This window comes from bacterium (genome assembly GCA_021372615.1).
Lineage (GTDB): Bacteria > Armatimonadota > Zipacnadia > Zipacnadales > UBA11051 > JAJFUB01.
On record JAJFUB010000149.1, the window covers coordinates 1 to 24,048 of the forward strand.

At 68.2% G+C, this 24,048-nt stretch carries 15 protein-coding genes; 5 read left to right on the forward strand and 10 right to left on the reverse strand.

The genetic code is table 11. The features are described from left to right. Nucleotides 1-69: 69 nt before the first annotated feature. The 5 genes from LLH23_21470 to murJ all read right to left on the reverse strand — a co-directional run bounded on the left by LLH23_21470 (nucleotide 70) and on the right by murJ (nucleotide 9,258). Nucleotides 70-897, reverse strand: coding sequence for a hypothetical protein (locus LLH23_21470; protein ID MCE5241041.1), 828 nt, complete (start codon nucleotides 895-897; stop codon nucleotides 70-72). A 2-nt stretch (nucleotides 898-899) separates the two neighbouring features. Next, a complete protein-coding gene (locus LLH23_21475) occupies nucleotides 900-4,289 on the reverse strand; it encodes a hypothetical protein (GenBank protein ID MCE5241042.1) in 3,390 nt (1,129 codons plus the stop codon). Between the two features lie 31 nt (nucleotides 4,290-4,320). Further along, the gene (locus LLH23_21480; GenBank protein MCE5241043.1) at nucleotides 4,321-5,211 is read right to left on the reverse strand and encodes a hypothetical protein; all 891 of its coding nucleotides are present in this window, start codon (nucleotides 5,209-5,211) and stop codon (nucleotides 4,321-4,323) included. Nucleotides 5,212-5,615: 404 nt separating this feature from the next. After that, nucleotides 5,616-7,442 (reverse strand): translation elongation factor 4, encoded by a 1,827-nt coding sequence (gene lepA / locus LLH23_21485; GenBank protein ID MCE5241044.1) that lies wholly within the window; start codon nucleotides 7,440-7,442, stop codon nucleotides 5,616-5,618. 199 nt (nucleotides 7,443-7,641) lie between these two features. Next, nucleotides 7,642-9,258 carry a murein biosynthesis integral membrane protein MurJ gene (gene murJ / locus LLH23_21490; protein MCE5241045.1) on the reverse strand — a complete coding sequence of 539 codons (1,617 nt, stop codon included), beginning with the start codon at nucleotides 9,256-9,258 and terminating at the stop codon, nucleotides 7,642-7,644. 150 nt (nucleotides 9,259-9,408) lie between these two features. Between murJ and rpsT the strand changes: the two genes are divergently transcribed. The 3 genes from rpsT (at nucleotide 9,409) to LLH23_21505 (ending at nucleotide 12,904) form a co-directional block, all read left to right on the forward strand. Next, nucleotides 9,409-9,672, forward strand: a complete 264-nt coding sequence (gene rpsT / locus LLH23_21495) for a 30S ribosomal protein S20 (GenBank protein ID MCE5241046.1) — start codon at nucleotides 9,409-9,411, stop codon at nucleotides 9,670-9,672. A gap of 296 nt (nucleotides 9,673-9,968) precedes the next feature. Continuing rightward, nucleotides 9,969-11,126 carry an amidohydrolase family protein gene (locus LLH23_21500; GenBank protein MCE5241047.1) on the forward strand — a complete coding sequence of 386 codons (1,158 nt, stop codon included), beginning with the start codon at nucleotides 9,969-9,971 and terminating at the stop codon, nucleotides 11,124-11,126. A 200-nt stretch (nucleotides 11,127-11,326) separates the two neighbouring features. Further along, the gene (locus LLH23_21505) at nucleotides 11,327-12,904 is read left to right on the forward strand and encodes a hypothetical protein (protein MCE5241048.1); all 1,578 of its coding nucleotides are present in this window, start codon (nucleotides 11,327-11,329) and stop codon (nucleotides 12,902-12,904) included. Nucleotides 12,905-13,025: 121 nt separating this feature from the next. On the opposite strand, the gene ald is transcribed toward LLH23_21505, so the two are convergent. The 3 genes from ald to LLH23_21520 all read right to left on the reverse strand — a co-directional run bounded on the left by ald (nucleotide 13,026) and on the right by LLH23_21520 (nucleotide 15,996). Next, on the reverse strand, nucleotides 13,026-14,123 hold the full coding sequence (gene ald, locus LLH23_21510; protein ID MCE5241049.1) for an alanine dehydrogenase: 1,098 nt from the start codon (nucleotides 14,121-14,123) through the stop codon (nucleotides 13,026-13,028). A 65-nt stretch (nucleotides 14,124-14,188) separates the two neighbouring features. Then, nucleotides 14,189-15,088, reverse strand: coding sequence for a diacylglycerol kinase family lipid kinase (locus tag LLH23_21515; GenBank protein ID MCE5241050.1), 900 nt, complete (start codon nucleotides 15,086-15,088; stop codon nucleotides 14,189-14,191). Nucleotides 15,089-15,132: 44 nt separating this feature from the next. After that, nucleotides 15,133-15,996 carry a phosphatidate cytidylyltransferase gene (locus LLH23_21520; protein ID MCE5241051.1) on the reverse strand — a complete coding sequence of 288 codons (864 nt, stop codon included), beginning with the start codon at nucleotides 15,994-15,996 and terminating at the stop codon, nucleotides 15,133-15,135. Between the two features lie 162 nt (nucleotides 15,997-16,158). Here LLH23_21520 and LLH23_21525 point away from each other — a divergent pair, with 162 nt between their 5' ends. After that, on the forward strand, nucleotides 16,159-17,091 hold the full coding sequence (locus tag LLH23_21525; GenBank protein ID MCE5241052.1) for an FAD-dependent oxidoreductase: 933 nt from the start codon (nucleotides 16,159-16,161) through the stop codon (nucleotides 17,089-17,091). A gap of 34 nt (nucleotides 17,092-17,125) precedes the next feature. Continuing rightward, nucleotides 17,126-18,937 carry a CocE/NonD family hydrolase gene (locus tag LLH23_21530; GenBank protein MCE5241053.1) on the forward strand — a complete coding sequence of 604 codons (1,812 nt, stop codon included), beginning with the start codon at nucleotides 17,126-17,128 and terminating at the stop codon, nucleotides 18,935-18,937. A 34-nt stretch (nucleotides 18,938-18,971) separates the two neighbouring features. Here LLH23_21530 and LLH23_21535 read toward each other — a convergent pair whose 3' ends face one another. Beyond that, nucleotides 18,972-21,203, reverse strand: a complete 2,232-nt coding sequence (locus tag LLH23_21535) for a hypothetical protein (GenBank protein ID MCE5241054.1) — start codon at nucleotides 21,201-21,203, stop codon at nucleotides 18,972-18,974. A gap of 37 nt (nucleotides 21,204-21,240) precedes the next feature. Continuing rightward, the coding region (locus LLH23_21540) for a DUF4838 domain-containing protein (protein MCE5241055.1) at nucleotides 21,241-24,048 on the reverse strand (2,808 nt) is incomplete at its 5' end.

The window sequence follows — 24,048 nt, forward strand, 5'->3', positions numbered from 1 at the left end:
GCGGTCACCGACCGCGACCCCCGACCGACAAGCTCCGTGTACGAGCGGCACCGACCGCGACCGACACCGCTAGCCGCCCAGCAGCTCCCTGACGATTCCCGCGTTCATCGCCACCTGGTTCATGTCGCGCTGGAACATCCCCACCACGACCGCATCCTGCGGCTTGATGTTGGCAAAGGCATAGCGGAAGGCCTCGCGCACGTCCTCGGGGCTGGCGCACTTGCGGCTGGCGGCGAGGATCTTGAAGGCCAGACACGTCTTGTCGGTCGCGCGGATGGTCTGCACCATGCGCTCGCGGGCAGCGTCGTCATAGACTTCGCCCGCCAGGAAGGCCCCCATCGTGCCGTCCTTGGGCCGGGCGATGCCCAGCGAGTAGAAGCAGGCCATGTAGAAGTCCAGGTCCCAGCCCTGCTCCTCGATGTGCTCGATCACCTCGGGCAGGTGCGTGCCCACGCCGACCGCGACGCCACTGTCGCGCATGACCTTGAGCAGCTCGCGCAGTTCGTCAATGTTCCCCTCGCGCCACAGGCCGTCGGTGCGGGTGCCGTGGTGGTAGATGGCGATGGCGCCGGCGCTCGCCGCCCCGCGGATGTTGCCCGGCAGGTCCTTCAGTTCCGAGGCCGTCTGGGCGACCCACTGCAGCGTCCCGCCGTCGTTGCGGTATTCGCGCAGCATCCGCATGATGTGGCGGTCGGCGCGCACCTGGGTCGCGTTCAGGCCCTGGCGCTCGGCCTCGAACAGCGCCGCCTTGATGTTGTCGGTCGTGTAGTAGTCCAGGAAGGCGTTGTCCATCTCGGGCGAGGTGTGCGACCCCCCGGAGAAGGGATTGCCGCCGATGATGAGACGGGTGACGCGGTGCGGCCCGAGGGCCACCGTGGGAAGCAGATGCTCTGACAAGCCTACTCAACCTCTTCTCTGAACGCCAGGGGCACGGTGATGGGGCTGCCCACCTTGCCCTCGGCATAGTCCCAGCCGCAACTGGTGTACGCCCCCTCGTCGGTCTCCGTGGTCCAGATTCGGCCCGCTGTGTTGACGATCTCCACCCGCAGCCGCCGCACCTTGAAGGCATCCGGCGGGCGGGAGTTCTCGATCTGGACGGTGTTGCGAGCGCACAGGGTCGCCAGGGCCTCCGGGGTCAGCGGCAGCGCGATCTCGGTCCACTCGCTCGGCGCCGAGGGCAGATCGGCGATGACGATGCCGTTGACGCTCACCGGCTTGTGGGCGTACTGCCCACCGTCGGCCCCGAAGGCCTCGAGCACCAGCTTGCCGCTCTGCGGCGTGCCGAAGAACCACTCGTAGGTCTCCTGCCGCGCCGGGTCAATCTTCATGTCGGCGCGGATCCCCGTCAGCGGCTGCCCGGCGGCGAACTGCTTGCCCTCGCCGTAGGCCCAGTCGGTCCAGCCCGTGTAGACCCCCGTGTCGGTCCGCGACACGGCCAGGATGCCGCCGCGCATCGTCAGCAGGAGGCGCAGGTTCCGCACCTTGAACGCATCGCCGACCTGGTTGTCAATCGTGATCTCGTTCTGCTCGCCGAGTGCCTTGACCGCCGCCTCCGACAGCCGCAGCGTCGCACTGTGCCACGAGTCACCGTAGCCGGTGGGCAGGTTGCCGATGGCGACCCCGTTGACACTCACGGTCTTGGCTGCGTAGTTGCCGCCGTCGGAGCCGAACACCTCCAGTTCGAGCATGGCGCCCTGGATGTTCTTCAGACCTTCGGGGCCGACCGCCGTGGCCACGACCTGCAGGGGCGCCTCGGCTTGCGCGACGGTCTTCCCGCCGCGACTGGCTGTGAGGGTGACGATGCCTTCGCCGGCGCTGACCGGCCGCAACTCCACCTCGAGAGGGGTCACCAGGCCCGGCCGAGGCATGAACGACTTGATCGCCTCGGCACGCGCGGGCTCAGGCGCGACCAGTCGCGACTTCAGTGCCAGCGACAGGCCCGACCCCGGCGGCAGATGGCTGAGCACCCTGATCGTCGCGGTGGCGACCCCATCGTCCTGCACCCGCGCCGGCGCCGAGAGTGACAGGCCGACGGTTGGCTCCACGCCCAACTCCGCCACGGGCGGCGCCTCGCCGCCCGCCACCTTGCCCGTCACAGCTACAGGCACGGTCGGGGTCTCGCCCACCGCGCCCGGCAGATCGAGGGTAGTCGCGGCGCTGCCGCCGGGCTTCACCTGGGCCCGCAGGCGGGCTTCCGCGGCGCCATGCTGCAACGTGAGGTCCACGGCGACCGGTGTCGTGGTCCAGTTGTCCACGACGTATCGTGCCTGCGTCGGCTGTCCCTGCACGACGTGCAGCGGCCCTTCCAGCGCGGCGAACACGCCCGTGCGCGCCAGCACAATCATCCCGGCCCAGCGCACGCGCGGCACCGTCACTTGCAGTGTACCCTTCTCCCGGCGCAGGGGCAGCTTGTGATAGCCGCGCCAGTCCGGCGACAGCAGGTAGGCTCCCTTGATCGCGTCGGCCTCGGGCAACTTCACAGTCACCGGCACGCCATGGGCGGTGTCCGGCTCGCCTTCCCAGACCCCTTCGGGCACCAGCGTCACGGCCACATTGCCCCCGGCGACCCGGTAGATGTTCGCGGCAAAGCCCGGTATGGGTTCGAGGGCGTGGGCCTCCAGCACCCACTGGCGCCCGAGCATCCAGCGGAACAGGGGCGCCCAGCGCTGTTGCAGATCGGCGAAGGAGCCGGTGACGGTCGGCACCTGGATGCCGTGAGCCAGCATCTCGGCATAGGCGGCCGGGCTGGCGCTGCCGAGGGAGACGATGGCCTTGCCGGCCAGGCCGTAGTACTGGATCATCTCGGTCAGCGGGCGATAGGTGCCGGTGCCGCCTCCCTCGTCCATCATGCCATCGGCCAGCGCCGCCAGCTCCATGTTGTACGGCCCGTTCCACCAGCAGAGCCCGCCCTGCGCGCGCACGAGCTTGGTGCCCTCGTGACACAGCAGCGTCAGGTCGTGGCCGCCGACAGCCGATTGGTCAAAGAAGACCCCGTCCAGCTTCGGGTACGCCCGCAACTCGGTCTTCAGTTGCTCCAGTATGTACCGGCCCCACGGGCGTCCCTGATCGGGGATGATCTGGCTGCTCTCATACCAGGTCGGCAACGGCTTGCCCTGCGCGTCATAGCGCACATCGTCATGGAACTTCTCGTCCGCCCACGGCCGCCAGGCCTCGGTGGGGTTGTAGTAGATCAGGCCCTTGAGGCCGTGGGCATGCAGCCGGTCCACGTAGTCGTTGACCTTCGCCACCGTCATGTCCGGGGGCTTGTGCTTCTGCACGGCCGTGATGATCCCCCGCCAGTCGTCGTCCCCCGGGCGCTCCTCGGGCTTGAGTTGGGTCTTGAGCGTATGCCAGGTATCATCAATCAGCGGTGTCCAGGGCTCCTGGGTGGGCACGTACTCGCCATAGAACGGGAAGGTGCAGTGGATCTCGACGACCTTGCACCCCTGGGCCTTCCACCCGGCGATGCTCTTGTCGGGCGGCGTACCGCCGCTGCACACGAACGGGCCATCGAGGCTCACGGCTTCCGGGTGGCGCGGCACGAAGGCCTGCGGGAACTGCGCGAGCACCGCCCCGAGCGCCGGGCGCCAGTCGCCCTCGGTGGCGGCGAAGTAGACGCGGCGGCGCACGCTCTGCCCGGCGGGTACGCTCAACGGCAGCGCGATCGCCACTGTCGTGCCTTGCTGGCCGGGCGTCAGCGTCACCTGCCACGGCTCCACCAGCAGGCCCAGCTCCTCGAAGAACGCCAGCCCCCAGTCCTGCTTCCCGCTGTACACCTGCCCGACGGGCAGAGCGGTCGAGATGCCGCCGCCGGCGTAGCCGTACTCGCGCGGCTTCTCGCCGGGTGTCACCGGGTCATGGGCGCGGGCAGTGGCGGGGACGAAGACCTGATCGGCCTGCGGACGCACGGAGAGAGTGAGGACGACGGTCACGCGCCGCATGGGTGCGGACGCCCCGGTGTTGCCAACCGTGAGGTCCACAAAGGGGTACAACCCCCGCCCGTGGCGCAGGCTCAGCGAGAGGCCGGAGACGGGGCTGGGCAGCTCGAACAGGTTCGGCTCAGCCGCCGCCAGCGCCGGCAGGGGCACGGGCTTGCCGTCCTCGAGCAGGCTCAGCGCCATGGGCCCGGTCAGCAGCGGGAGAGTCTTCAGCGCGGGGGCCTTGATCTGCATGGGCAGTCCCCCCTTCCCCACCTCCAGCACCGTCGCCATCACCCGCGGCGCCCCGGCAGCCCACAGTGGGGCCATGCAGACGGCGAGTGTCATCAGCACCAGTACGAGACGCAACATGTCGGTGTCAGCCTCCTGCGAGTGCGGCGGCCTAGCGGTAACAGCGCAGTTCGGGCGGTGCAGCCAGAGCGAAGCACTGGCCGGCGGGCACGACCAGCGGCCGGTCCTCGCCCCAGGTCTGGCTGCCGCGCCAGAGGCGATGGCCGCGCAGGTCGTAGACTTCCAGACGGTGCTCGATGTCGTCGCCCCGCCGATGGCCGGCCATGACCGCAATCTTGTCAGGGCAGACCGCGTATGAGTCCGCCAGCATTGGCACCTTCCAGGGAACTCGCCCCGTGAAGCGGTCGAAGGCAACGAGGTACTGGCTCAGTTCGTGCAGCATGCGGTCACGCTCGCCGGGCTTCGCGTTCGGGATGGGGATATCCCGGAACAGGTCTGCCCGCAGGACCACTGACCGCCCGCTGAGGTGGGCGGGCGTGATCGGGTACTCTACGGTCCAGAAGAGGTCGCCGCGCCACGGGCGCGAGTCGAAGTACAGCCTTCCTCGCGGGCTGAGGCTGACTATGGTCCGGAAGTAGCCGCCGACGCCGATCACCCCGTCCTCGTCGGCGAGGGCAATCTCGGTCGCGTAGCTGTACCACCAGCCATGGGGGTAGTCAGCCATGCGGGTGATGCCGATGGAGTGCCCGTCGTTGTAGTAGAACCTGTCGCTGACGGCAAACCGAGCGTCCGCACTCTCGCCGCCGACGCAATCGCGAAGCGGCGGCCAACTCCGCACCACCTGCCCGCGCCTCAGGTCGCACAGGTGGATGCCCTTCGCGTCACCGAAGTGGAAGCGACCGCCGACGACCTCGCTCAGGGTCAGGCCTTGCCGCGGGTCCGATGGCGGCTGCGCCGAGACATGGAACGTGAGCTTTCCGGTGTTGAGGTCCCATGCTTCGACGACACTCTTGAGAGCCCCGACTTCGCGAGCGGCGAGCAATGTGTTCCCGCTGCCTCTGAACGCGGAGTAGCAGCCGTGAAGCTGGGCGGCGACCTCTCCGGTGTCTGGCCGTATCACTGTCAAGTCCCAGGGGCGCCCCCGGATCTGCGTTCCCTCCGCAGGGGCTGGTGAGCCATCGGCTGGCGGGTCAGCGATGAGGACGATGCCGGGACGATTGTTACCCTCGGAATAGGATAGCGGCGGCCGCACGATCAGCCAGCCGTCATGCCCCTCGACGGTCTGGCCTGGGTTCAGCGGCCGCGTCCATAGCAAGCGCGGGCTGTAGGCGTGGCAGACGCCAACGAGGAGTAGGCTCAATGGGAGGAGGGCCAGGGGCCGCTTGACGGGAGAGGAAATGCGCATCGGTTCCACCGGGTGCGCCAGGGACCGGCGCACCTACGCGCTTAGTCGCGATCCAGCCTCAGGATGCTCATGAAGGCCTCCTGCGGCACCTCCACCACCCCCACCTGCTTCATGCGCTTCTTGCCCTCTTTCTGCTTCTCCAGCAGCTTGCGCTTGCGCGTGATGTCGCCCCCGTAGCACTTCTCCAGCACGTTCTTGCGCATCGGGGCGTTGCGGGTCGAGGCGATCACCTTGCCGCCGATGGCCGCCTGCATCCGCACCTCGAACATCTGGCGCGGGATGGCGCCCTTGAGCTTCTGGCAGATCTGCCGCCCGCGCCGGTCCGCGAAAGCCCGGTGGGTGATGATCGCCAGGGCGTCCACCGGCTCGCCATTGATCTGGATGTCCACCTTCACCAGGTCGCCCGGCTCGAAGCCCGCCAGCTCGTAGTCCAGCGTCGCGTAGCCCCGGCTGACGCTCTTGAGCTGGTCGAAGTAGTCCACGATGATCTCGGCCAGCGGCAGCCGGTAGTGCAGGGCCACGCGGTCGGCGTACAGGTACTCCATCTCGCCGAAGACCCCGCGCCGCTCCTCGGAGATCTTCATCAGCGGCCCCACGTGCCTGTGGGGCGTCATGATCGTCGCCGTCACGATGGGCTCAAGGATCTCCTCGATCACGTCGGGCGTCGGGAACTTGGCCGGATTGTCTATCTCCAGCAGATCGCCCTTGCGGGTCAGCACCTGGTAGACGACGCTCGGGGCGGTGGCGACGAGGTCGAGGTCGTACTCGCGCTCCAGCCGCTCCTGCACAATCTCCATGTGCAGTAGCCCCAGAAAGCCGCAACGGAAGCCAAAGCCCAGCGCCGCGGAGGTCTCCGGCTCGTAGTGCAGCGCGGCGTCATTGAGTGAGAACTTCTCCAGCGCGTCCTTGAGGCTCTGGTAGTCAGCGTTCTCGGAGGGGTACAGGCCGCAGTACACCATCGGCTGCGGCTCGCGATACCCGGGCAGCGCCTCATGGGCCGGGTTGCCGGCCGAGGTGATCGTGTCGCCCACCCGGCAGTCGGCCACGGTCTTGATGTTGGCGGCGAGGTACCCCACATGCCCGGACTGCAGCGTCTTCACCGGGGTCATGCCGGGGGAGAACACCCCGACCTCGGTGACGGTGAACTCATGCCCGTTGGCCATCATCAGGATCTCGTCGCCGGGCTTGACGGAGCCCTCGAAGACGCGGATGTAGGCATAGGCCCCGCGATGAGGGTCGAACTTGGAGTCGAAGATGAGGGCCTTCAGGGGGTCCTGCGGGTCGCCCTGCGGCGGTGGGACGCGCTGCACGATGGCTTCAAGCAGCTCCGGCACGCCCTGGCCGCTCTTGCCGCTGGTGAACAGCACGCTGTCGCGCTCAAAGCCAAAGAGCGTCTCCATCTCGCCGAGGGCCAAGCCGGGCTCGAAGTTCGCCAGGTCCACCTTGTTGACCGCCGGGATGATCTCCAGGCCCTCGTTGACGGCCAGGTACACGTTGGCGACGGTCTGCGCCTCGACGCCCTGGGAGACGTCCACGAGCAGCACCGCGCCCTCGCAGGCGTGCAGGGCGCGGCTAACCTCGTAGCCGAAGTCCACGTGGCCGGGGGTGTCAATGAGATTCAGCAGGTATGTCTGCCCGTCGTTCGCTTCGTAGAGCAGGCGGACGGCGGAGGCCTTGATGGTGATGCCGCGCTCGCGCTCCAGGTCCATCGAGTCGAGCACCTGGTCGCGCATCTCGCGCTCGGAGACGGCATGGCAGGCCTCCAGCAGGCGGTCCGCGAGGGTGGACTTCCCGTGGTCAATGTGGGCCACGATGCAGAAGTTCCGGATGCGCTCCTGCGGGATCTGGTCGGGTGTGATCGGTGGCATGTGGTTGGCGCCAGGTGGCAAGTGGCATGAAACGGCAGCAGACCGGCGAAGCCGGCCCGCGATGGCGTACGGGCATTATAGCACAAAGTGAGGAACTACTACAGGGAGACGGCGGGGAACGTCAACGGCACGCGGGCTGGAAGCCCGCGGTCCCAGTAACGGCCACGGACCCCGCCTGCCACTTGCCACTCGCCACTCGTCACTCATCCGACGCGACTGCTTCGGCTCTGCGCCCCCGGCGGCTCATCAGCCCCCACGCCGTCTTCAGCTCCTCCACCCCCGACATCGTGGCGATGGCAATGAAGCCCAGCAGGCCGACGGACAGCGGCAGCAGGACACTCAGCAACTTACCCATCCCCCCTGTACCGACGAACCGGTCCACCAGGGGCGGGAGGATGATACAACAGGCGCTCAGGAAGACATTTGCCGGGAGGCTCCGGACGAAGGACATCAGAATGTGCCTGCCGTCCAGCAGCCCCAGGCGCTTCTTGAGCAGCACCATCAGCAGGATGACGTTGGCCACGCTGGACAGGGAGGTGGCCATGCCCAGGCCGGCCATGCCCACGCGCATCAGCGGCCAGGCCGCCCCAACGCACACGGCGACGCTGGCCAGCCCCGCCCACACCGGCGTCATGGCGTCATGGCGGGCGTAGAAGGCGCGGGTGAGGATGTACACGAGCGAGAGCGCCATCATCCCGGGCGTGAGCCACAGGAGGACTTCGGCGACCGCCTGCGTGTCCTGGGCGGTGAACTTCCCGCCCTCCAGCAGCAGCCGTACCAGCGGCACCCGCAGCAGGCCCAGGATCAGGATCGCCGGCAGCGTCAGGAAGATCGTGTTGCGCATCCCGAAGGAGAAGTCGCGGACATAGCCGCGGTGGTCGTTCAGGGCGTACTTCTCCGCCAGCGTCGGGAACAGGGCGATCGCTACGCCGGCCCCGAACGTACCGGAGGGCAGCTTCCACAGGCGGTTGGCGTTCTCCATGATGGCCGCCCCGCGCACGCCGGCGACCATCGTGGACAGGGAGCTGATGATGACCCAGACGATCTCGGCGATGGCCAGGCCAAAGATCACCGGCAGGGCCAGCTTGATGACCCGGCGGAAGCCGTCATCGTGCAGGTCCAGGACGGCATGGACGCGCGCGCCAAAGCGGCGCAGGGGCGCGATCTGCAGCAGCACGCCGGAGAAGATGGCCCCCACCACCACGGAGTACGTGACGGTGTCTATGCCCCACAGATACGGGGCGAGGATGGCGCCGGTGATCATGAAGCAGTTGTAGATGATGGGGCCGACGGCGGGCCACAGGAAGTGTTTGTGGGCGTTGAGGGAGCCCTGTAGCAGTCCGCCGACGACGAAGAACAGCTCAGCCGGGAACAGTACGCGCATCATGCGGGCGCAGGCAGCGATCTCCTGCTCCCCGAAGCCCGGCGCCACCAGCCGGGCCAGCGGCACCGCGAAGATCATCCCCACCCCGACAAGCAGGACCGCGAAGATGAGCAGCACCCACAGCAGCACACTGAAGGTGCGCCAGGCGGCCTCGCGCTTGCCGTGGGCGAGGTACTCGGCGAAGACCGGCACGAACCCGGTGCGCAGCGCCCCGCCGGCCATCAGGAAGTAGACCAGGTCGGGGATGCGGAAGGCCTGAACGAACACGCCAAACTCGGGGTTCAGGCCGAAGACGCGGGAGTACACCATGGCCCGGAGCAGTCCGGTCACGCGGCTGAGGAAGGTGGTGACGACCATGAGGATGGCGGCAGCGGCCAGCCCGCGCGCGACGCTCGAGGCCGCGGGGCGCTCTTCGGGGGGGACAGCATCCATGGCTGCGACGGAATCTCCGATCAGGTGAGCGAATCGGCAGAACTGCTTGCATCCTGCCGTGCAGTCATGTTATACTGACCCCTCGTTGAATGCAAGAGCCGCCTGCAGTCGCGACAGCGGGCGGCCTTTTCGTCCGGAGGGCCCGAGGCCATGCCACAAATCCGTGCCATGAAGAAGTCCCTGCGCCAGTCCCACAAGCGGACCGAGCGCAATCGCGCCTGGAAGGTTCGCGGCAAGCAGGCCCGACGCGCCGTGCTGGACAACCTCGGCCAGGTGTCCGCCGAAGAGACCGCCGCCAGCCTCCGCGAGGCCCAGAAGGTCCTCGACAAGATGGCCAAGCGCGGGATCATCCACCCGAACACCGCGGCGCGCCGCAAGGCCGCCCTCGCCGCCAAGGCTGCCGCCGTCAAGTAGGCGTACGCTTCATTGCGCCCGTGGGCGTGATGAACCACGCCCCTACCCCTGACAGTCCAGGCAGCGCCCCCGCTGGGGCGCTGCCTTTTTGCGTGTCCCGGTGCGCCGTGCGCGCAGGTGCATCGCCCCGGCAGACGAATGACCCCCTGGTGTCGCCTCCCGAGCATAGTCCCATGGACCCAGTAGGGCAGGCGGCCTCGCCTGCCCGGCCAGTGGGAGCGGGCGAGGCCGCCCGCGCTACTGACGGCGCGACGACCGGGATGGCGCCCGTACTCAGCTCCACCGGAGGCACCCCCATGGCAGTGCAGGCCCTTGTCGGCGCCACGATGATAGACGGCGCCGGCGCCGCCCCCGTCGCCGACAGCGTTCTGCTCATCGAGGAGGGCAACATCGTCGCCGTGGGCGCCGCCGACGTCCCCTCCGACGCCACGGTCATCAAGGCGGCCGGCCTGACCCTCATGCCCGGCCTGATTGACTGCCACCAGCACACCAGCCACCGCTTCCAGGCGCTGCACCGGCTGCAGATGAATCTGCGGCGCGGGACGACGACCGTCGCCGGCGTGACCGCCGGACCGCCCGGCGTGCAGTTGCGCCAGGCCATCGAGACGCGCATCGTGCAGGGCTGCCCGCGCTTCTGGGTCGGGGGCGTCGTCGGCGCCACCGAGGGTCACCTGCGCTGGACAGAGCAGGACCCCTCAGGCGTGTATGCCGATGGTCCGTGGGAGGTCCGCCGGGGCGTGCGCCGCATGTCGGCGGCTCGGGTGGACTTCATCAAGACTTGCGCCTCCGGCGGCTTCCAGTATGCCGATGAGGGTGTCACGAACGCGGACTACACTCTCGCCGAGCTGACGGCCCTGGTTGAGGAGGCCCACGCGCGCCAGAAGCGCGTCATCGTCCACGCCCATGCCCAGCCCGGCCTCAACCACGCCATCGCCGCCGGCTGCGACCTCATCCACCACGGCGCCCTCATTGATGACGAGGCCCTGGCCGGCATCAGGCAGCGAGGCCTGTACTACACGCCCACCCTACACATCACCAGCGAGCCGGTCTGGAGCGGCACCCACTTCCCCGAGCACACCCGCGAGCGCATGAAGCACGCCCACCCGATCCACCGCGAGGGCGTGCGCAAGGCTCACGCCATGGGCCTGCACATCAGCGTCGGCACCGACGGCGGCCCCGGCGACGCCGCCCACGAGCTGATGGAGCTATGCGCCTGCGGTCTCTCCCCGCTGGAGGCCATTGTCTGCGGCACGCGCCACTCGGCGGAGGCGCTGGGAATCGCCGACGTCACGGGCACGCTGGAGGTCGGCAAGGAAGCTGATCTGATGCTTGTGGCGGGCGATCCGCTGCAGGACATCTCCTGTCTGTACGACGGCGGCAGCATCCAAATGGTCATGCGGCGCGGGGTCGTGGAGTACGCCGTAGGCGACTACCACCGCTACTGGCAGCCCTGAGGAGGGCGGCTCTCCAGAGCCGCAGTAGCCGTAGGCAAATGCGGCTCCGAAGAGCCGCGCTCCACCCCCACTCACCACCCCACGCGTTCGGTCATGTTGTTCTCACCGTTCCCTCAAGTCGGTTCCATTTGCGCTTGCACGTGCTATAGTGACGCTACCGGGAAGCCGATACACGGAGGATTGATTGTCGGAGGGGAACCATGCGTTTGCCAATCACCGTCGTCCTGACGCTCTTTCTTGCCAGCGTCGTCTGCGCCGCCCCCGATCTGTACACGATGACTGACCTGGGGCCTGGGCTGGGCTATGGCATCAACTCGAGGGGCGACGTGGTCGGCCTCAACCAGTACACTCACGACACATTCGTGATCCCTTGCGGCGGCACAGCCACCTCGCTGGGCCAGATCTCACTCGACACCGCGGACATCAACGACGCCGGCCATGTGGTCGGCAGCTACCCCGACACCTACTGGGAGGACGCCTCCAGCGCCTGGATCTTGCTGGGCGAGAGCCTCCTCCGCCTGACCGACCCCGGCTACTCTCGTGCCTGGGAGATGAACAACCAGGACCAAGTGGTCGGCCGGTTCGGCACGGGTTCTGGTCTCCATGCCTTCGTCTGGTCCGCCCTGGGCGGCATGGTGGACCTGGGGACCCTCGGCGGCAGCGGCAGTGTGGCCTACGGCCTCAACGACGCCGGGGAGGTCGTCGGCATGGCCATGGATGCAGAGGACGTGCCGCGGATGTTCCGCTGGACGCCGAACACCGGGATGGTGGACCTCGGCGCCACCATGGGCATCGCGTACGACCTCAACGAAGTCGGACAGATCGTCGCGTTCGGCAGCACGCCCGCCGGCTACGGCACGGTCATCTACCAGAACGGCACCTTCCAGCGTCTGCCCCTCCCCAACTTCACTCCGCGCCGGATCAACAACGCCGGCGTCGTCATCGGCACCATCGGCCTGACGACCCCGATGGTGTGGGACGCGATACATGGCACCCGCCGGATGAACAACATCATTGACCCGGCCACCAACCCCGGGATCGTGGTGCGCGAACTGTGCGACATCAATGAGCGCGGAGACATCGTCGGCTACGGGATCAAGACCTCCGACGGGACGCGCCATATCGTGCTGCTGACTGGCGACACGCCGGACACCACGCCTCCGGTCATATCCGACCTCGTCGCCGATCCGGCCACGCTCTGGCCGCCGCGCGACGACCTGCGTCAGGTCACGGTGTCCTACAGCGTCACCGACGACCGCGATCCTGCCCCGACGGCGTCCATCGCCTCCATCACCTGCAACCAGACCCTTGACGAGGGCGACGCCACGATCGTGGACGCCCACCAGGTCACGCTGCGAGCCACCCGGAGCGCGCGCGACGCGGAGGGGCGCATCTACACGATCACGGTTGAGGCCAGCGATGCTGCGGGCAACGCCGCGACGGCCACCGTGACAGTGACCGTGCCCCGCATGCCGGTGGCCCGGGGCCATGGCGTAGCGGCCGCCTCCGCAGCCGCGACGCGTGGCGGCACAGTCGCCATCACCGCCACGGTCCTCGGGGACTGCGAACTGCAGGCCACGATCCTCAACATCGCCGGCGTGCGCATCCGCACGCTCGCGCCCGTGCAGGCCGAAGCCGGCACGGCGACGCTCCTGTGGGACGGCGTGAGCGACCGGGGCACGAAGGTGCCCAACGGACGCTACCTGGTGCGCCTGACCTCACACAGCGCGGACGGCGCCCAGTCGTCGGCCATCGCGTCCCTCCAGTTGACGCGCTAGCCCCACCCGACCGCAGAACGCCACGCGGCCCACCCGGAGACGGGTGGGCCGCTGCACTTCCTCGGGCCGTGGCCGCCGCCGAGACCGCTTGCGGTCTCACGTGTGCGGCCGGCCCTGCAGTCTACACCAACGCCATGCCGGCGAACGCTTCCCGCACGGCCGGATGGGTGATCTCTCCGCCGCGCACGTTGACCGCCGACACCAGCGAGGGGTCCTGCGCCAACGCCTCGTCCACCCCGAGCGCCGCCAGCCGGCGCACGTAGGGCAGCGTGGCATTGGTCAGGGCGAAGGTCGACGTCCGGGGCACCGCCGCCGGGATGTTCGGCACGGCGTAGTGCAGCACGTCGTGCTGCACGTAGATCGGCTCGGAGTGGCTGGTGGCGTGGATCGTCTCGACGCAGCCGCCCTGGTCTATCGCCACGTCCACGATGACTGAGTTGGGCCGCATGGCCTTCACGGCGTCCTCCGAGACGAGCTTTGGGGCCAACGCGCCCGGAATGAGCACGGCGCCCACCAGCAGGTCCGCGGTCGAGGCTGCTTCGATGATCGAGTACGGGGTGGAGTAGCCGGTGCTGACCTGTCCGGGCAGCACATCGTCCAGGTACTTGAGCCGGTCATGGTTGATGTCCATGACGGTGACCCGGGCGCCCATGCCGGCGGCGACCTTGGCGGCATTGGTGCCTACCGACCCGCAGCCGATCACCACGACGTGCGCGGGGGCCACCCCGGGTACCCCGCCCAGCAGGATGCCCATGCCCCCCTGATGCTTTTCCAGGCACCACGCCCCGACCTGCGTGGCCATCTTGCCGGCGACTTCGCTCATGGGCATCAGCAGCGGCAGCCGCCCATCGGGGGTCTGGAGGGTCTCATAGGCGATGCCGGTGAGTCCGGCCCGCAGCAGCGCCGCCGTCAGCTCAGCCGACGACGCCAGGTGCAGGTAGGTGAACAGCACGTGGCCAGGCTTCAACAGCTCATACTCCTGCGGCAGCGGCTCCTTCACCTTCAGGATCATCTGCGCCCGCGCGAACACGTCTGCTGCCTTCGGGGCTATCTCCGCGCCGGCCAGGCGGTACTCGTCATCACTGATGCCGCTCCCCAGCCCCGCCCCGCTCTGCACCAACACGCTCTGCCCGTCCTGCACCAGCGTGTGCACACCTGCGGGCGTTGCCGCCACGCGGTTCTCGCCATTCTTGATCTCGGTCGGGATGCCAACAACCATGCGAGACTCACTTCCGTCCTGGTCTATGTTCAGGTGTCCCCTCCCCCTACCCCGCGCCCGTCTGCTCATCCGCTCGGCTTCGCCGTCACCAGCTTGAGCGCCTGCGGCACAACCTCCACGTTCACGGGGGTGACCCCGCGAGGGTCGCCCTCCACCTGCCAGGGCACCGGGGGCACGGCCTCAATGCTCATGTGCCCCACCCGCAGCACACTCGCCGTGGGATGGCCGGCGGCGCTTTCGCCGGTGACGAACAGCCGTGCCGCGAGATCAATCAGGTCCAGGTATCCCTGCCGATGGATCACCACGACATCCAGCAGACCGTCATCTTCCCGCGGGTCGGGCACGGGCCGTATGCGCCAGGTGTACTCGTTCGTGTTGGTGATCAGCACCCCCCACATCGGCCCTTCGACGGTCTGGTCGTCTAGCTGCAGCCGGTAGACATGGGGGTCTTCCATGAGCACACTGCGCAGGAACTCACCCAGGAAGGCGACCTTGCCGACGCGCTGCTTCCACCATGGGTCCAGGTGCAAGGCGACCGCGGCATCCAGGCCGGCCCCGGCAGTGGCCGCAAAGTAGCGGCCCCCCATCAGCCCCAGGTCCACCCGCTTGACGCATTCCCCGGCGGCCACGCGGCAGGCGCCCCGCAGATCCGTCTCGGCCAACCCGACCGACCGGGCGATCACGTTCCCGGTGCCCAGGGGCACGATGGCCAGTTCGGTCTCGGTCCCGGCCAGGCCCTGTAACACCTCGTTGATCGTGCCGTCACCCCCGGCCGCGACCACCCGCCGCGCCCCGGCGGACACGGCCTCGCGCGCCAGCCGCTCCCCGTCGCCGGCCTGCGCGGTCACGTGCACCTCGAACTCCAGTTGCGCCTCCCGCAGGCAGCCACCCAGTTCCTCCACGGGGACGACGTCCCCAACGAGGCGGGCTGCAGGATTGGCGATGACGACTACGTGGTCAGGCATGGGCGGTGGGAACAGGGATCGGGAGTCTGGCCGCGCCGCGGGCGTCAGCGGCCGGCGCCGAAGAACAGCCACAGGTACAGGTAGACGGGAGGCAGGCAGGACATCATCGAGTCCAGACGGTCCAGCACCCCCCCGTGGGCCCCGAAGAGGGTGCCGAAGTCCTTGACGCCGATATCGCGCTTGAGGACGGACTTGCCCAGGTCGCCCAGTTGCCCCACGACCCCCTCAAAGGCGCCCAGGATGAGGGCATGGTACCACGGCATCCCCACGCCCCAGATGCCGACGGCAAGGCCGCCGATGATCGCCGCCACGAAGCCGGCGACCGACCCCTCGACGGTCTTGGCGGGGCTGATGGTGGGGGCGAGCTTGTGCCGACCCCACGCCCCCCCGACCGCCATCGCCACCGTGTCACAACACCAGACCGGCACCATGACGAACAGCACCGCGCCGCCGCGGTGCCAGAACTCCAGGGCTTCCGTATGTCCCAGCACGAACGGCAGGTCAATCTGCCGCAGGCGGATGATGAAGGACAGCATCAGCGGCACATAGATGACGCCGAAAGCGGTGATGGCCGAGTTGTTGACCGCCGACTGGTCCGGGCGGTTGCCGAACTGCAGGACCAGCGCCCCGCCCACCAGTAGGATGATGAACGCCAGCAGCGTCCCCTCGCGCAACTCCGGGGGCGAGAACTGGGTCACCCCCAGGATCATGATGCCGGTCACATAGCCCAGCATGGGCGACGGGCGGTGGCCCTTCCGGCGGGTGGCGGCGTAGTACTCGTCCATCCCGACCAGGGCCACACCCATGACCGGCAGCAGCAGCCACCACCCGCCCAGGTACAGCAGCACGAACAGGATCGGGATGGTGATGACCGCGACGACCGTCTTCTTGAGGAACTTGGCCAGCATCCACTGCCCTCTCTCTGCCTGGCTGCCGACTCACGGCCGTCCGCGCGCTGAGTCTCTTCCCCACCTTCCTGAGCGACTCCTGCTTCGCCCATTCGCGCCTGGAACTTCCTTCCCGCCTGTGGTAAACTGCCGCCACCTCGGCAGGTCACTCGGGAGGCACACATGAGCGAAGTAGCGCGCGACTGCGTCATCATCGGTGGCGGCGTATCCGGCTGCACGGCTGCCATCTACGCCAAACGATACAGTCTCGATGTACTCGTCCTCGATACCCTCGGCGGGGGTGGGGGGGCCACGGCCATGGCGTCGCTCGTGGAGAACTACCCGGGCTTTCCGGGTGGCATCACCGGCGTCGAGCTGGCCGAGCGCGTCCACCAGCAGGCCACCGACGTCGGCGCCGAGTTCCGCGTCGCGACCGCCGAGCACATCGAGCCCGCTGCCGATGGCCTCTGGCGGGTCTCCGCCGGCGACGAGAGTGTCCTCGCCCGCACCGTCATCCTGACCATGGGTGCCTTCCCGCGCAGTCTGCGCGTCCCCGGCGAAGTCGAGCTGCGCGGCAAGGGCGTCTCCTACTGCGCCACCTGCGACGGGTTCTTCTACCGGGGCAAGACCGTGGCGGTGGTGGGCGGCGGCAATGCGGCCGTGGACGAAGCGCTCTACCTGGCCGGTCTGGCCGGGCAGGTCCACCTCATCCACCGCCGGGACCAGTTGCGGGCCGAGAGCTACATGCAGGACAAGATACTCGGCCATGAGAAGGTCCAGATCGTCTGGGACACCGTCGTCAAGCGGGTCCTGGGCGAGGCGGGCGTGGAGGGGCTGGAACTCCAGAACGTGAAGACCGGCGCCCTCTCGCAGTTGCCCGTGGACGGCGTGTTCATCGCCATCGGCCACATCGCCAAGACCGAGTGGCTCGCGGGCCTGCTGCAGATGGAGGACGGCTTCATCCGCACGGATGAGCTGATGCGCACCAACCAGCCGGGCATCTTCGCCGCCGGCGACATCCGCGTCACCCCGCTCCGACAGATCAGCACCGCCGTGGGCGATGCCACCATGGCCGCCTATTCGGCGTATCAGTACGTCGTCCACGAGGGGCACTGACGCCCCCGCCGCCACCGACACAGGAGTCACGCGCATGGCCGCCGTCAGCTCAGCCTGTTCCGCCCCCTCGTATGATGTGACCGTCGAGCGCAACGTGATGATGCCCCTGCGCGACGGCGTCCAACTCGCCACGGACCTGTACTTCCCGGCCCGCGACGGGCATCGCGCCGAGGGGCCGTTCCCCGTGGTGCTGATCCGCACGCCCTACGACAAGCTCGGCCACACCGGCGAAGGCAACTTCTACGCCCAGCGCGGCTATGTCGCCGCCATGCAGGATGTGCGCGGGCGGTACGAGTCCGAGGGCGAGTTCTACGCCTTCGCCCATGAGGGACCGGACGGCTACGACACGGTGGAGTGGCTTGCCACGCAGCCCTGGTGCACCGGGCGTGTCGGCACCTTCGGCCAGTCCTACGAGGCGGCCGTGCAGAGCGCCCTGGCTTCGCTCAACCCGCCCCACCTGGCGGCGATGATCCCGACCTTCGGCCCGTCGAGTTACTACCACAGTTCCATGCGACACAACGGCGCGCTGGAGATGCGCTTCTTCTGCTATGCCTTCACCATGCTCACCACCAGCCACGAGGCGCGCGCCGACGCCAACGTCAAGGCCGCGGCTGATGAGGCCATGGCGCACCTGTGGGACTGGGTGAAGGCCTACCCGATCCGCGCCGGGGAGTCGCCCCTGCGCCTCTCCCCCACCTACGAGCGCTGGTGCCTGAACCTGCTCACCGAGGTCTGCTATGGCGACTACTGGAAGCAGCCGGGCTACGGCCCCCGCCCCTGGTACGAACAGCACGCCGACGTGCCGACCCTGTATGTGGGCGGCTGGTATGACACCTACACCCGGGCCACAGTGGAGAACTACGAGGAGCTGAGCCGCCGCCAGAGCACGCCGGTGCACCTGCTCATGGGCCCGTGGCACCACGGCGGGGTCGGCCAGCCGGTGGCGGGTGATCTGTCCTTCCGCCCCGACGGCGGTCTGGCCCACTACGAGTCCACGCGGCTGCAGTGGTTCGACCGGTTCCTCAAGGACCTGCCCGGCGCGGAAGTCAGTGCCCACCCGGTGCGCTACTTCCTGATGGGCGGCGGCGAGGGGCTACGCGAGGTCAGTGCGGCCATCGAGCACGGCGGCCAGTGGCACGACGCCGACTCCTGGCCCCCGCCCGGCGTCACGCCGACCCCCTTCTACTTCCACGCCAACGGGCGCCTGTCACCCACGGCGCCGGCCGGTGACGGCGAGCCGACCCGCTACCTGTTCGACCCGCGCGACCCGGTTCCCACCATCGGGGGGCACTTGTCGGCCATCCCGATCCCTCCCGGCGGCTTCGACCAGCGCAACGACGCCCGCTTCCCGTTCACCAAGGGCGCCCTGCCGCTGTCGGCGCGCCAGGACGTACTGTGCTTCATGACCGAGCCGCTGGAGGAGGATCTGGTGATTGCCGGGCCGCTGGCGGTGAAGCTCTGGGTGGCGACGGACGGCCCGGACACCGACTTCACGGCCAAGCTGATGGACGTCTACCCGCCCGGTCCGCACCATCCCGACGGCGCGGCCATCAACCTGACCGATAGCATCTGTCGCCTGCGCTTCCGCAGCGGCTTCGAAGCCGAGGAGTTGGCCGAGCCGGGGACGATCTACGAGCTGGAGTTCCAGCTCTACCCGAGCGCCAATCGCTTCGTGCAGGGCCACCGCCTCCGCGTGGACATCTCCAGCAGCAACTACCCACGCTTCGATGTCAACCCGAACACCGGCGGCCCGCTGGGCGTAGAGCGGCGGCTGCGGGTAGCGGAGAACGCCCTCTACCACGACCGCAGCCACCCGTCGCACATCCTGCTGCCGGTGCACAGGTAGCCTCTTCGGTCGCGTGCCCACGCCGCCTTCTGCCCTACGGCGCCCCCAACTCGCACAGGTACACCGGCTCGCTCTCGCGCAGCGTGAAGCCGTTGGCGGCGGGTTCCTCGGCGAGGCGCCGGAAGGCGAAGTCCAGCTTGCGGCAGACGCGCCCGGCCAGGGGGGGCAGGGCGATCTCCGCGCTGACGCGCTGTATGTCCACCGGCGCCGTGCCCGGCGACACGACCATGCCCTGCAGCGACTCCCCGCCCAGTAGCCACTGCCCGCCAGTCGCCAGCGGGCGCAGGTCCATCTTCGTCGGGTCCACGCGCAGCCCCGTGTTCTCCCCGGTGCTCACACACGAGCAGAGCAGGCGCCGGCTGGTCCCGATCGGCGCGCCGTCCTGGGTGACCAGCACGAAGCTGACATACGGGCGGCTCAGCCCGGCCACTCTCACGCCTGTGCTGAACTGGTGGTTCTGCCAGGAGAACCCCGCGAGCGCATTGCAGCGCGACGTATCCACGACCACCTGGCCCTGTGGCCAGTCCCAGCGCACCTGCGGCCCGCGCCCCCACGCCACTGCCGCGTACGGGTGCACCGCACTGCGCCCCTCCACTCTGATCCTCCCATCCCACGCCGGGTCGTAGCGCAGCCGCCCGCCGTACACCCCCTGGGTCCACTCCAGGTCGGACAACGTCTGTCGCTCGTCCCAGTGTGCCCGGCCGAAGCGGTAGTACTTCGGGTCGAAGATGGCTTGCTTCCCCACCGTCACGGTGGTGGGCTGTGGGGCCGGGCTGATGAGGCCCTGCCGGAAGACCTCCCCGGCCGTCCGCGCCGCGGCGCACTGGATCTCGTCGGTCCAGAACAGGCAGCCGTCGAAGAGGCTCTTCCAGAAGCCATTGAAGGCGTAGATGAGCGGGTCCGTCCACGGCTCGTCTTCGCGCAGGACCATGGGGTACAGGCTGTGCAGGAACAGGCCGTCATAGTCCTGCCAGCAGGCCGCCAGCCCATTGAATAGGGGGTACTCCGCCCGGTATGGCGCGGGCTTGTGCACGTTCCCCTCGTAGACGACGAAGGGCTTGTCCTTCACGCCCAGCCACAGGCCCGAGTGCAGCACCGGCGCCTCCGTCAGGCGCGAGCGCCACGGATACAGCGGGTTGCGCCGGTCGCCGGTCAGCATGAAGTGGTAGTCATTCGCGGCCACGAAGTCACCGCTGGCCGACGCCCAGGCCATCGGCAGAACGGGGTCCGGGGTGGCCCCGGTGCAGATCGGGACCACACTGCATCCCACGCCGGGCGGCGCCATGGACCGAATCAGCGCCACGCAGTCGGCGCTGTGCTTCTCCCACCGCTCCATGCCGAAGGCGACCAGGTCGGCGTAGACCGGCGGCGCCAGCTTCATCTGACCGGTCTTCAGGTGCCCCCACGGCAGGGCCACCGTGCCCAGGTTCTCGCCTGCGGCCATCGGCCCCCATGCTCCCCGCAGAGCCGCATCTGTGCCGTACTTGCGGCGCAGGAAGTCGTTCCACAGCCGCCGAATCTCCTGCACGAAGAACTCGGGCATCTGGTGCGTGTACTTCGGGTCGTCCAGGACGATCCCGAACACACTGCCAGCCGTCTCGTTCGTCGTCTGCCACAGCGCGAAGACCTCATCTTCTGCGTATCGCTTGCCCGTGTACTGGTTCACATGGTCCAGCACATTGCGGAAGTGCTTGAGCTTCACGGCGGCGACACGATCATCGAGGTAGGCCAGGGCCCAGGGCAGGGGGTTGACGCCGCCCTGGAGGTCGAGTTTGGCCACGGCCGCCTGCCACTGCTCGCGGCTGCCGTCATCGGGGAGGATATCGTACGCCTCGCGTGTCAGCGGCAACGGACCGAAAACCTCGGCGCCGTAGCAGTAGATCCCGAGTTCCTTGTAGAGCGACAGCAGGTAGTCCAGCCCATCCCAGACCGAGCCATCGCCCTTGGTATACGACACGTACTCGCGCTTGCTCAGGTTCGACCCGTATAGCTGGTCCAGAAAGTAGTGGGCGCGCACCGCGTTGAAGCCCAGCGCCGCCACCCGCCGGGCGAAGGCCTCCACGTGGCGCTTGTCCGTGAAGCTGTGCGGACTGGCATTCACCCCCCAGAAGCGGATGCGCTGGTCGCCCACGTAGAAGTGCCCCTCCCGCGCGACCACGTACTGGCCCGCGGGTACCTGAGCCATGGCGGGGGAAGTGAGGAGAAGCGAGAGATACAGGACTGCGAAGGACAGAGCTACCATCGAGCCAGCGTCACGCCTGACCATGGGGTGTCCCTCCGTTCTCGTGCCTCACAGTCACCGTCTACGGCAGCAGGAACTCCGCCAGTCGTGACGTGGTGTGGAACCCCGCCTCATACGGCGGCGTCCAGGCCAGTAGCTCCGGTCCGCCCGGCCCGTGGCGGTAGAAGTTCGCGTACAGCTTCCCCCCGGTCTTCAGCCCTGGCAGCAGCTTCTCCAGCGGCAGCGCCAGGAGCAGCGTCCACCGGTCTGGCTGGCGGACATCGGACTGCACGACCACTCCGCTCTGCCACTCCGCGTTGTCCGTCTTCCAGGCCTGCTCGAACACCTTCCCGTTGGGGGCCACGCAGAGCTGCCGGTACCACGTATCGCGCGCCGGGGCGAAGAACAGCTCGAAATCGTCACCATCCCAGACGCTGCTGCCGCTGGTCAGCGACCGGGGCTTGATGTGGTCCACGAGCCGCAGGTACAGGAACTGGTCGTCACGAGCCGCCCACGTCTCGATCTTCCGATCAATGGGGTCGCCCGACAGCCCGCCCCAGCCCTTCAGGTCGGCGGCCTGCTGCCAATCGACCCGGGCCGCGTCACCCGCGGCCCCCGTCACTTTTGGGACCGTCACCGTAGGCGGGGGCGTGAGGCGCCCCTGCTTGTGCGCTGCTGCCTTCTGAGCGCCCTCAGTGAGCGGCTGCCAGATGCCCACCTCCCACAGCCTTACCCGCTCCTTCTCCACGTCGGTCTGCGCCGCGGCCTTCGCCTGGGCCATCAGCCTCGCCAACTCCGCCATCCGCTCCGGCTTGCCCAGCCAGTCCCATGCCAGCTTCTCGTTCTGGTGCTGGTGTCCCGGTGACTTCTGTATCTCGGGCGGATAGTACTTCGGGTTGCCGTAGATGTCCTCGATGCGGTTGTACAGCGCCTTCATCGGGCCGGCCGCATGGCCGTAGTAGCGGGTGAAGAACTCCTCGATCAGCTTGTTGCCGTCCAGCGTCGGATCATCGGCGAGCTTGAAGGTGACATAGTACTCCACCTGGTCCATCAGGTACGTCGCGCCGCACTCGCTGGAGTTCTCCAGGAAGATCCCCATGATGTGCGCGTCATGGTAGAGCTTCATCTGCTTCACTACGCTGTGGGCGAAGAACCCCGGCCAGTAGGTGTAGTTGCCGTACTTGGCGTTCAGCGCCGGGAAGCAGTAGTAGAGCCACAGGTGCAGCGGCCGCTCGGCGCTGCCCCGGCGCCACTCAGCCAGCACCTTGCGGTCGTTGGCCTCCATCGAGGGGCACCACCAGTTGCGCGTGTGCAGGCACATCTGGACCGACACGTTCTTGTCCGGCACCACTTTGGTCGGGTAGTAGGCGTACGTCGAGTAGGCAAGCTGCCCGATCCACTTGTCGGGGTGGGTCTTGGCCACCTCGCGGGCGACCTTGTTCGTGAAGTTGTAGATGTAGTCGCTGGCCCAGCCGTTGTTGAACTGCGGGTTGTCCTTCTCGGCGGGGTTCAGCTCCGCCTGGCAGCGCGGGCACTTGCACCAACTGCTGTTGTCCATCGGCACGAGTCCGAAGATGTCGCCCTGGGCCGCGGCCCCGGACTTGGCGCCTTTGCCGTCGAAGAAGTCCCGCGCGTCCTGCACGACCTGGGCAATGAACTCGGGGTTGGTGTAGCACATCTGCGGCGGCTTGCCCGTATAGCCCTGCGCGAACCAGTCCGGGTGATCCTTCAGGTACCGATCGTAGTAGCCGTAGAAGGAGTGTCCGGTGGTCCGGTAGTTCCCGCCCAGGCGCATCCGCAGCTTCCACATGTGGTTGTCGCGGGCCGGAACGGGCTCTTTGGGGGTAGGCATGTAGAGCTGGGCGCCGGCGATCCAGCGGTAGTCCATGTCCGGCCGCCGCCGCAGGTCATTGCCGCGCGCGACGAGTGTCTTCGTCTGCGGGCACACGATCCCAATCTCGCCCGGCGCGTACCACCGCACATCGCAGTACCGCTCCAGGAAGTCGTAGACGGCGTTCAGGGTCCCGTTGCTCTGGAACACGCCCGGTGGGTTGAACCGGAACTCGCCCTGGGCGGCGGCGTTGGCCGCCATCTTCCCCGGCTCGTCCAGGTGCATCAGCAGCAGCGTCCGCGCTTCGGGCTCGTACGGCCCCCCGGCCGCTCCGCTCGTCGGGGTGCGCACGTCGCCGGTGATGCGCACCTCGTCAATCTTGCCGATGAAGCAGTTCCCGGGGTTCACGCCGCCGCTGGACGCATAGCCCCCGATGCCCACATGCATGCCTCGGCAACTCGTCTTGACGTAGTCGCTCTTCCCGACGCTGACCCCGTCTATGAACAGCTCCATCTTGCCCGCCGCCGCGTCGTGGGTGGCGACGATGTGGTGCCACCCCTCGGCCAGCTCGCCCGACCGGCAGCCATGGCCCTTCTTGCTGTCCCAGGTCGTGTACGAGATGCAGTTGCTGTTGCCATCGCGCTGGACGATGTGATAGGTCCACGGGTCACCGCTATCGAGTCGGAGGATCGTCCCATGCTTCTCGGGCTTGGCAGCGGGCATCCACACCCAGGCTTCCATGGTGCCGGCGTCGTCGTCGAACTGGAAGTCGCTGGCCTGGATCACCTGTGCGCCCGCGAACTGCTGGGCCTTGCCGAACTTCCCTTCGACGGTCCGGGGCGCCGTCTGCACGGCCTTCTCGGTCTCGTCACGGCCGATCAGCACGAGCGTGTCCGGCAGGAAACGGATGCAATGCTCCTGATCGCGGAAGCTGCGCGAGCGCAACCCGAGCTGCTCCGTGGCCGCGCTCTGCCCGACCAGGATGCGGGGGCCCTTGACCGCGGCCGTATCCGGCACCACCGGCAGCCGCGCCCCGCTGATCCTGTAGACATGGTCCTG

Excerpts from the sequence above, each read along its gene's own strand:
- LLH23_21475 (MCE5241042.1), bottom strand. The coding sequence starts at position 4,289 with ATGTTGCGTCTCGTACTGGTGCTGATGACACTCGCCGTCTGCATGGCC.
- lepA (MCE5241044.1), bottom strand. The coding sequence starts at position 7,442 with ATGCCACCGATCACACCCGACCAGATCCCGCAGGAGCGCATCCGGAAC.
- murJ (MCE5241045.1), bottom strand. The coding sequence starts at position 9,258 with ATGGATGCTGTCCCCCCCGAAGAGCGCCCCGCGGCCTCGAGCGTCGCG.
- rpsT (MCE5241046.1), top strand. The coding sequence starts at position 9,409 with ATGCCACAAATCCGTGCCATGAAGAAGTCCCTGCGCCAGTCCCACAAG.
- LLH23_21500 (MCE5241047.1), top strand. The coding sequence starts at position 9,969 with ATGGCAGTGCAGGCCCTTGTCGGCGCCACGATGATAGACGGCGCCGGC.
- LLH23_21505 (MCE5241048.1), top strand. The coding sequence starts at position 11,327 with ATGCGTTTGCCAATCACCGTCGTCCTGACGCTCTTTCTTGCCAGCGTC.
- ald (MCE5241049.1), bottom strand. The coding sequence starts at position 14,123 with ATGGTTGTTGGCATCCCGACCGAGATCAAGAATGGCGAGAACCGCGTG.
- LLH23_21515 (MCE5241050.1), bottom strand. The coding sequence starts at position 15,088 with ATGCCTGACCACGTAGTCGTCATCGCCAATCCTGCAGCCCGCCTCGTT.
- LLH23_21520 (MCE5241051.1), bottom strand. The coding sequence starts at position 15,996 with ATGCTGGCCAAGTTCCTCAAGAAGACGGTCGTCGCGGTCATCACCATC.
- LLH23_21525 (MCE5241052.1), top strand. The coding sequence starts at position 16,159 with ATGAGCGAAGTAGCGCGCGACTGCGTCATCATCGGTGGCGGCGTATCC.
- LLH23_21530 (MCE5241053.1), top strand. The coding sequence starts at position 17,126 with ATGGCCGCCGTCAGCTCAGCCTGTTCCGCCCCCTCGTATGATGTGACC.
- LLH23_21535 (MCE5241054.1), bottom strand. The coding sequence starts at position 21,203 with ATGGTCAGGCGTGACGCTGGCTCGATGGTAGCTCTGTCCTTCGCAGTC.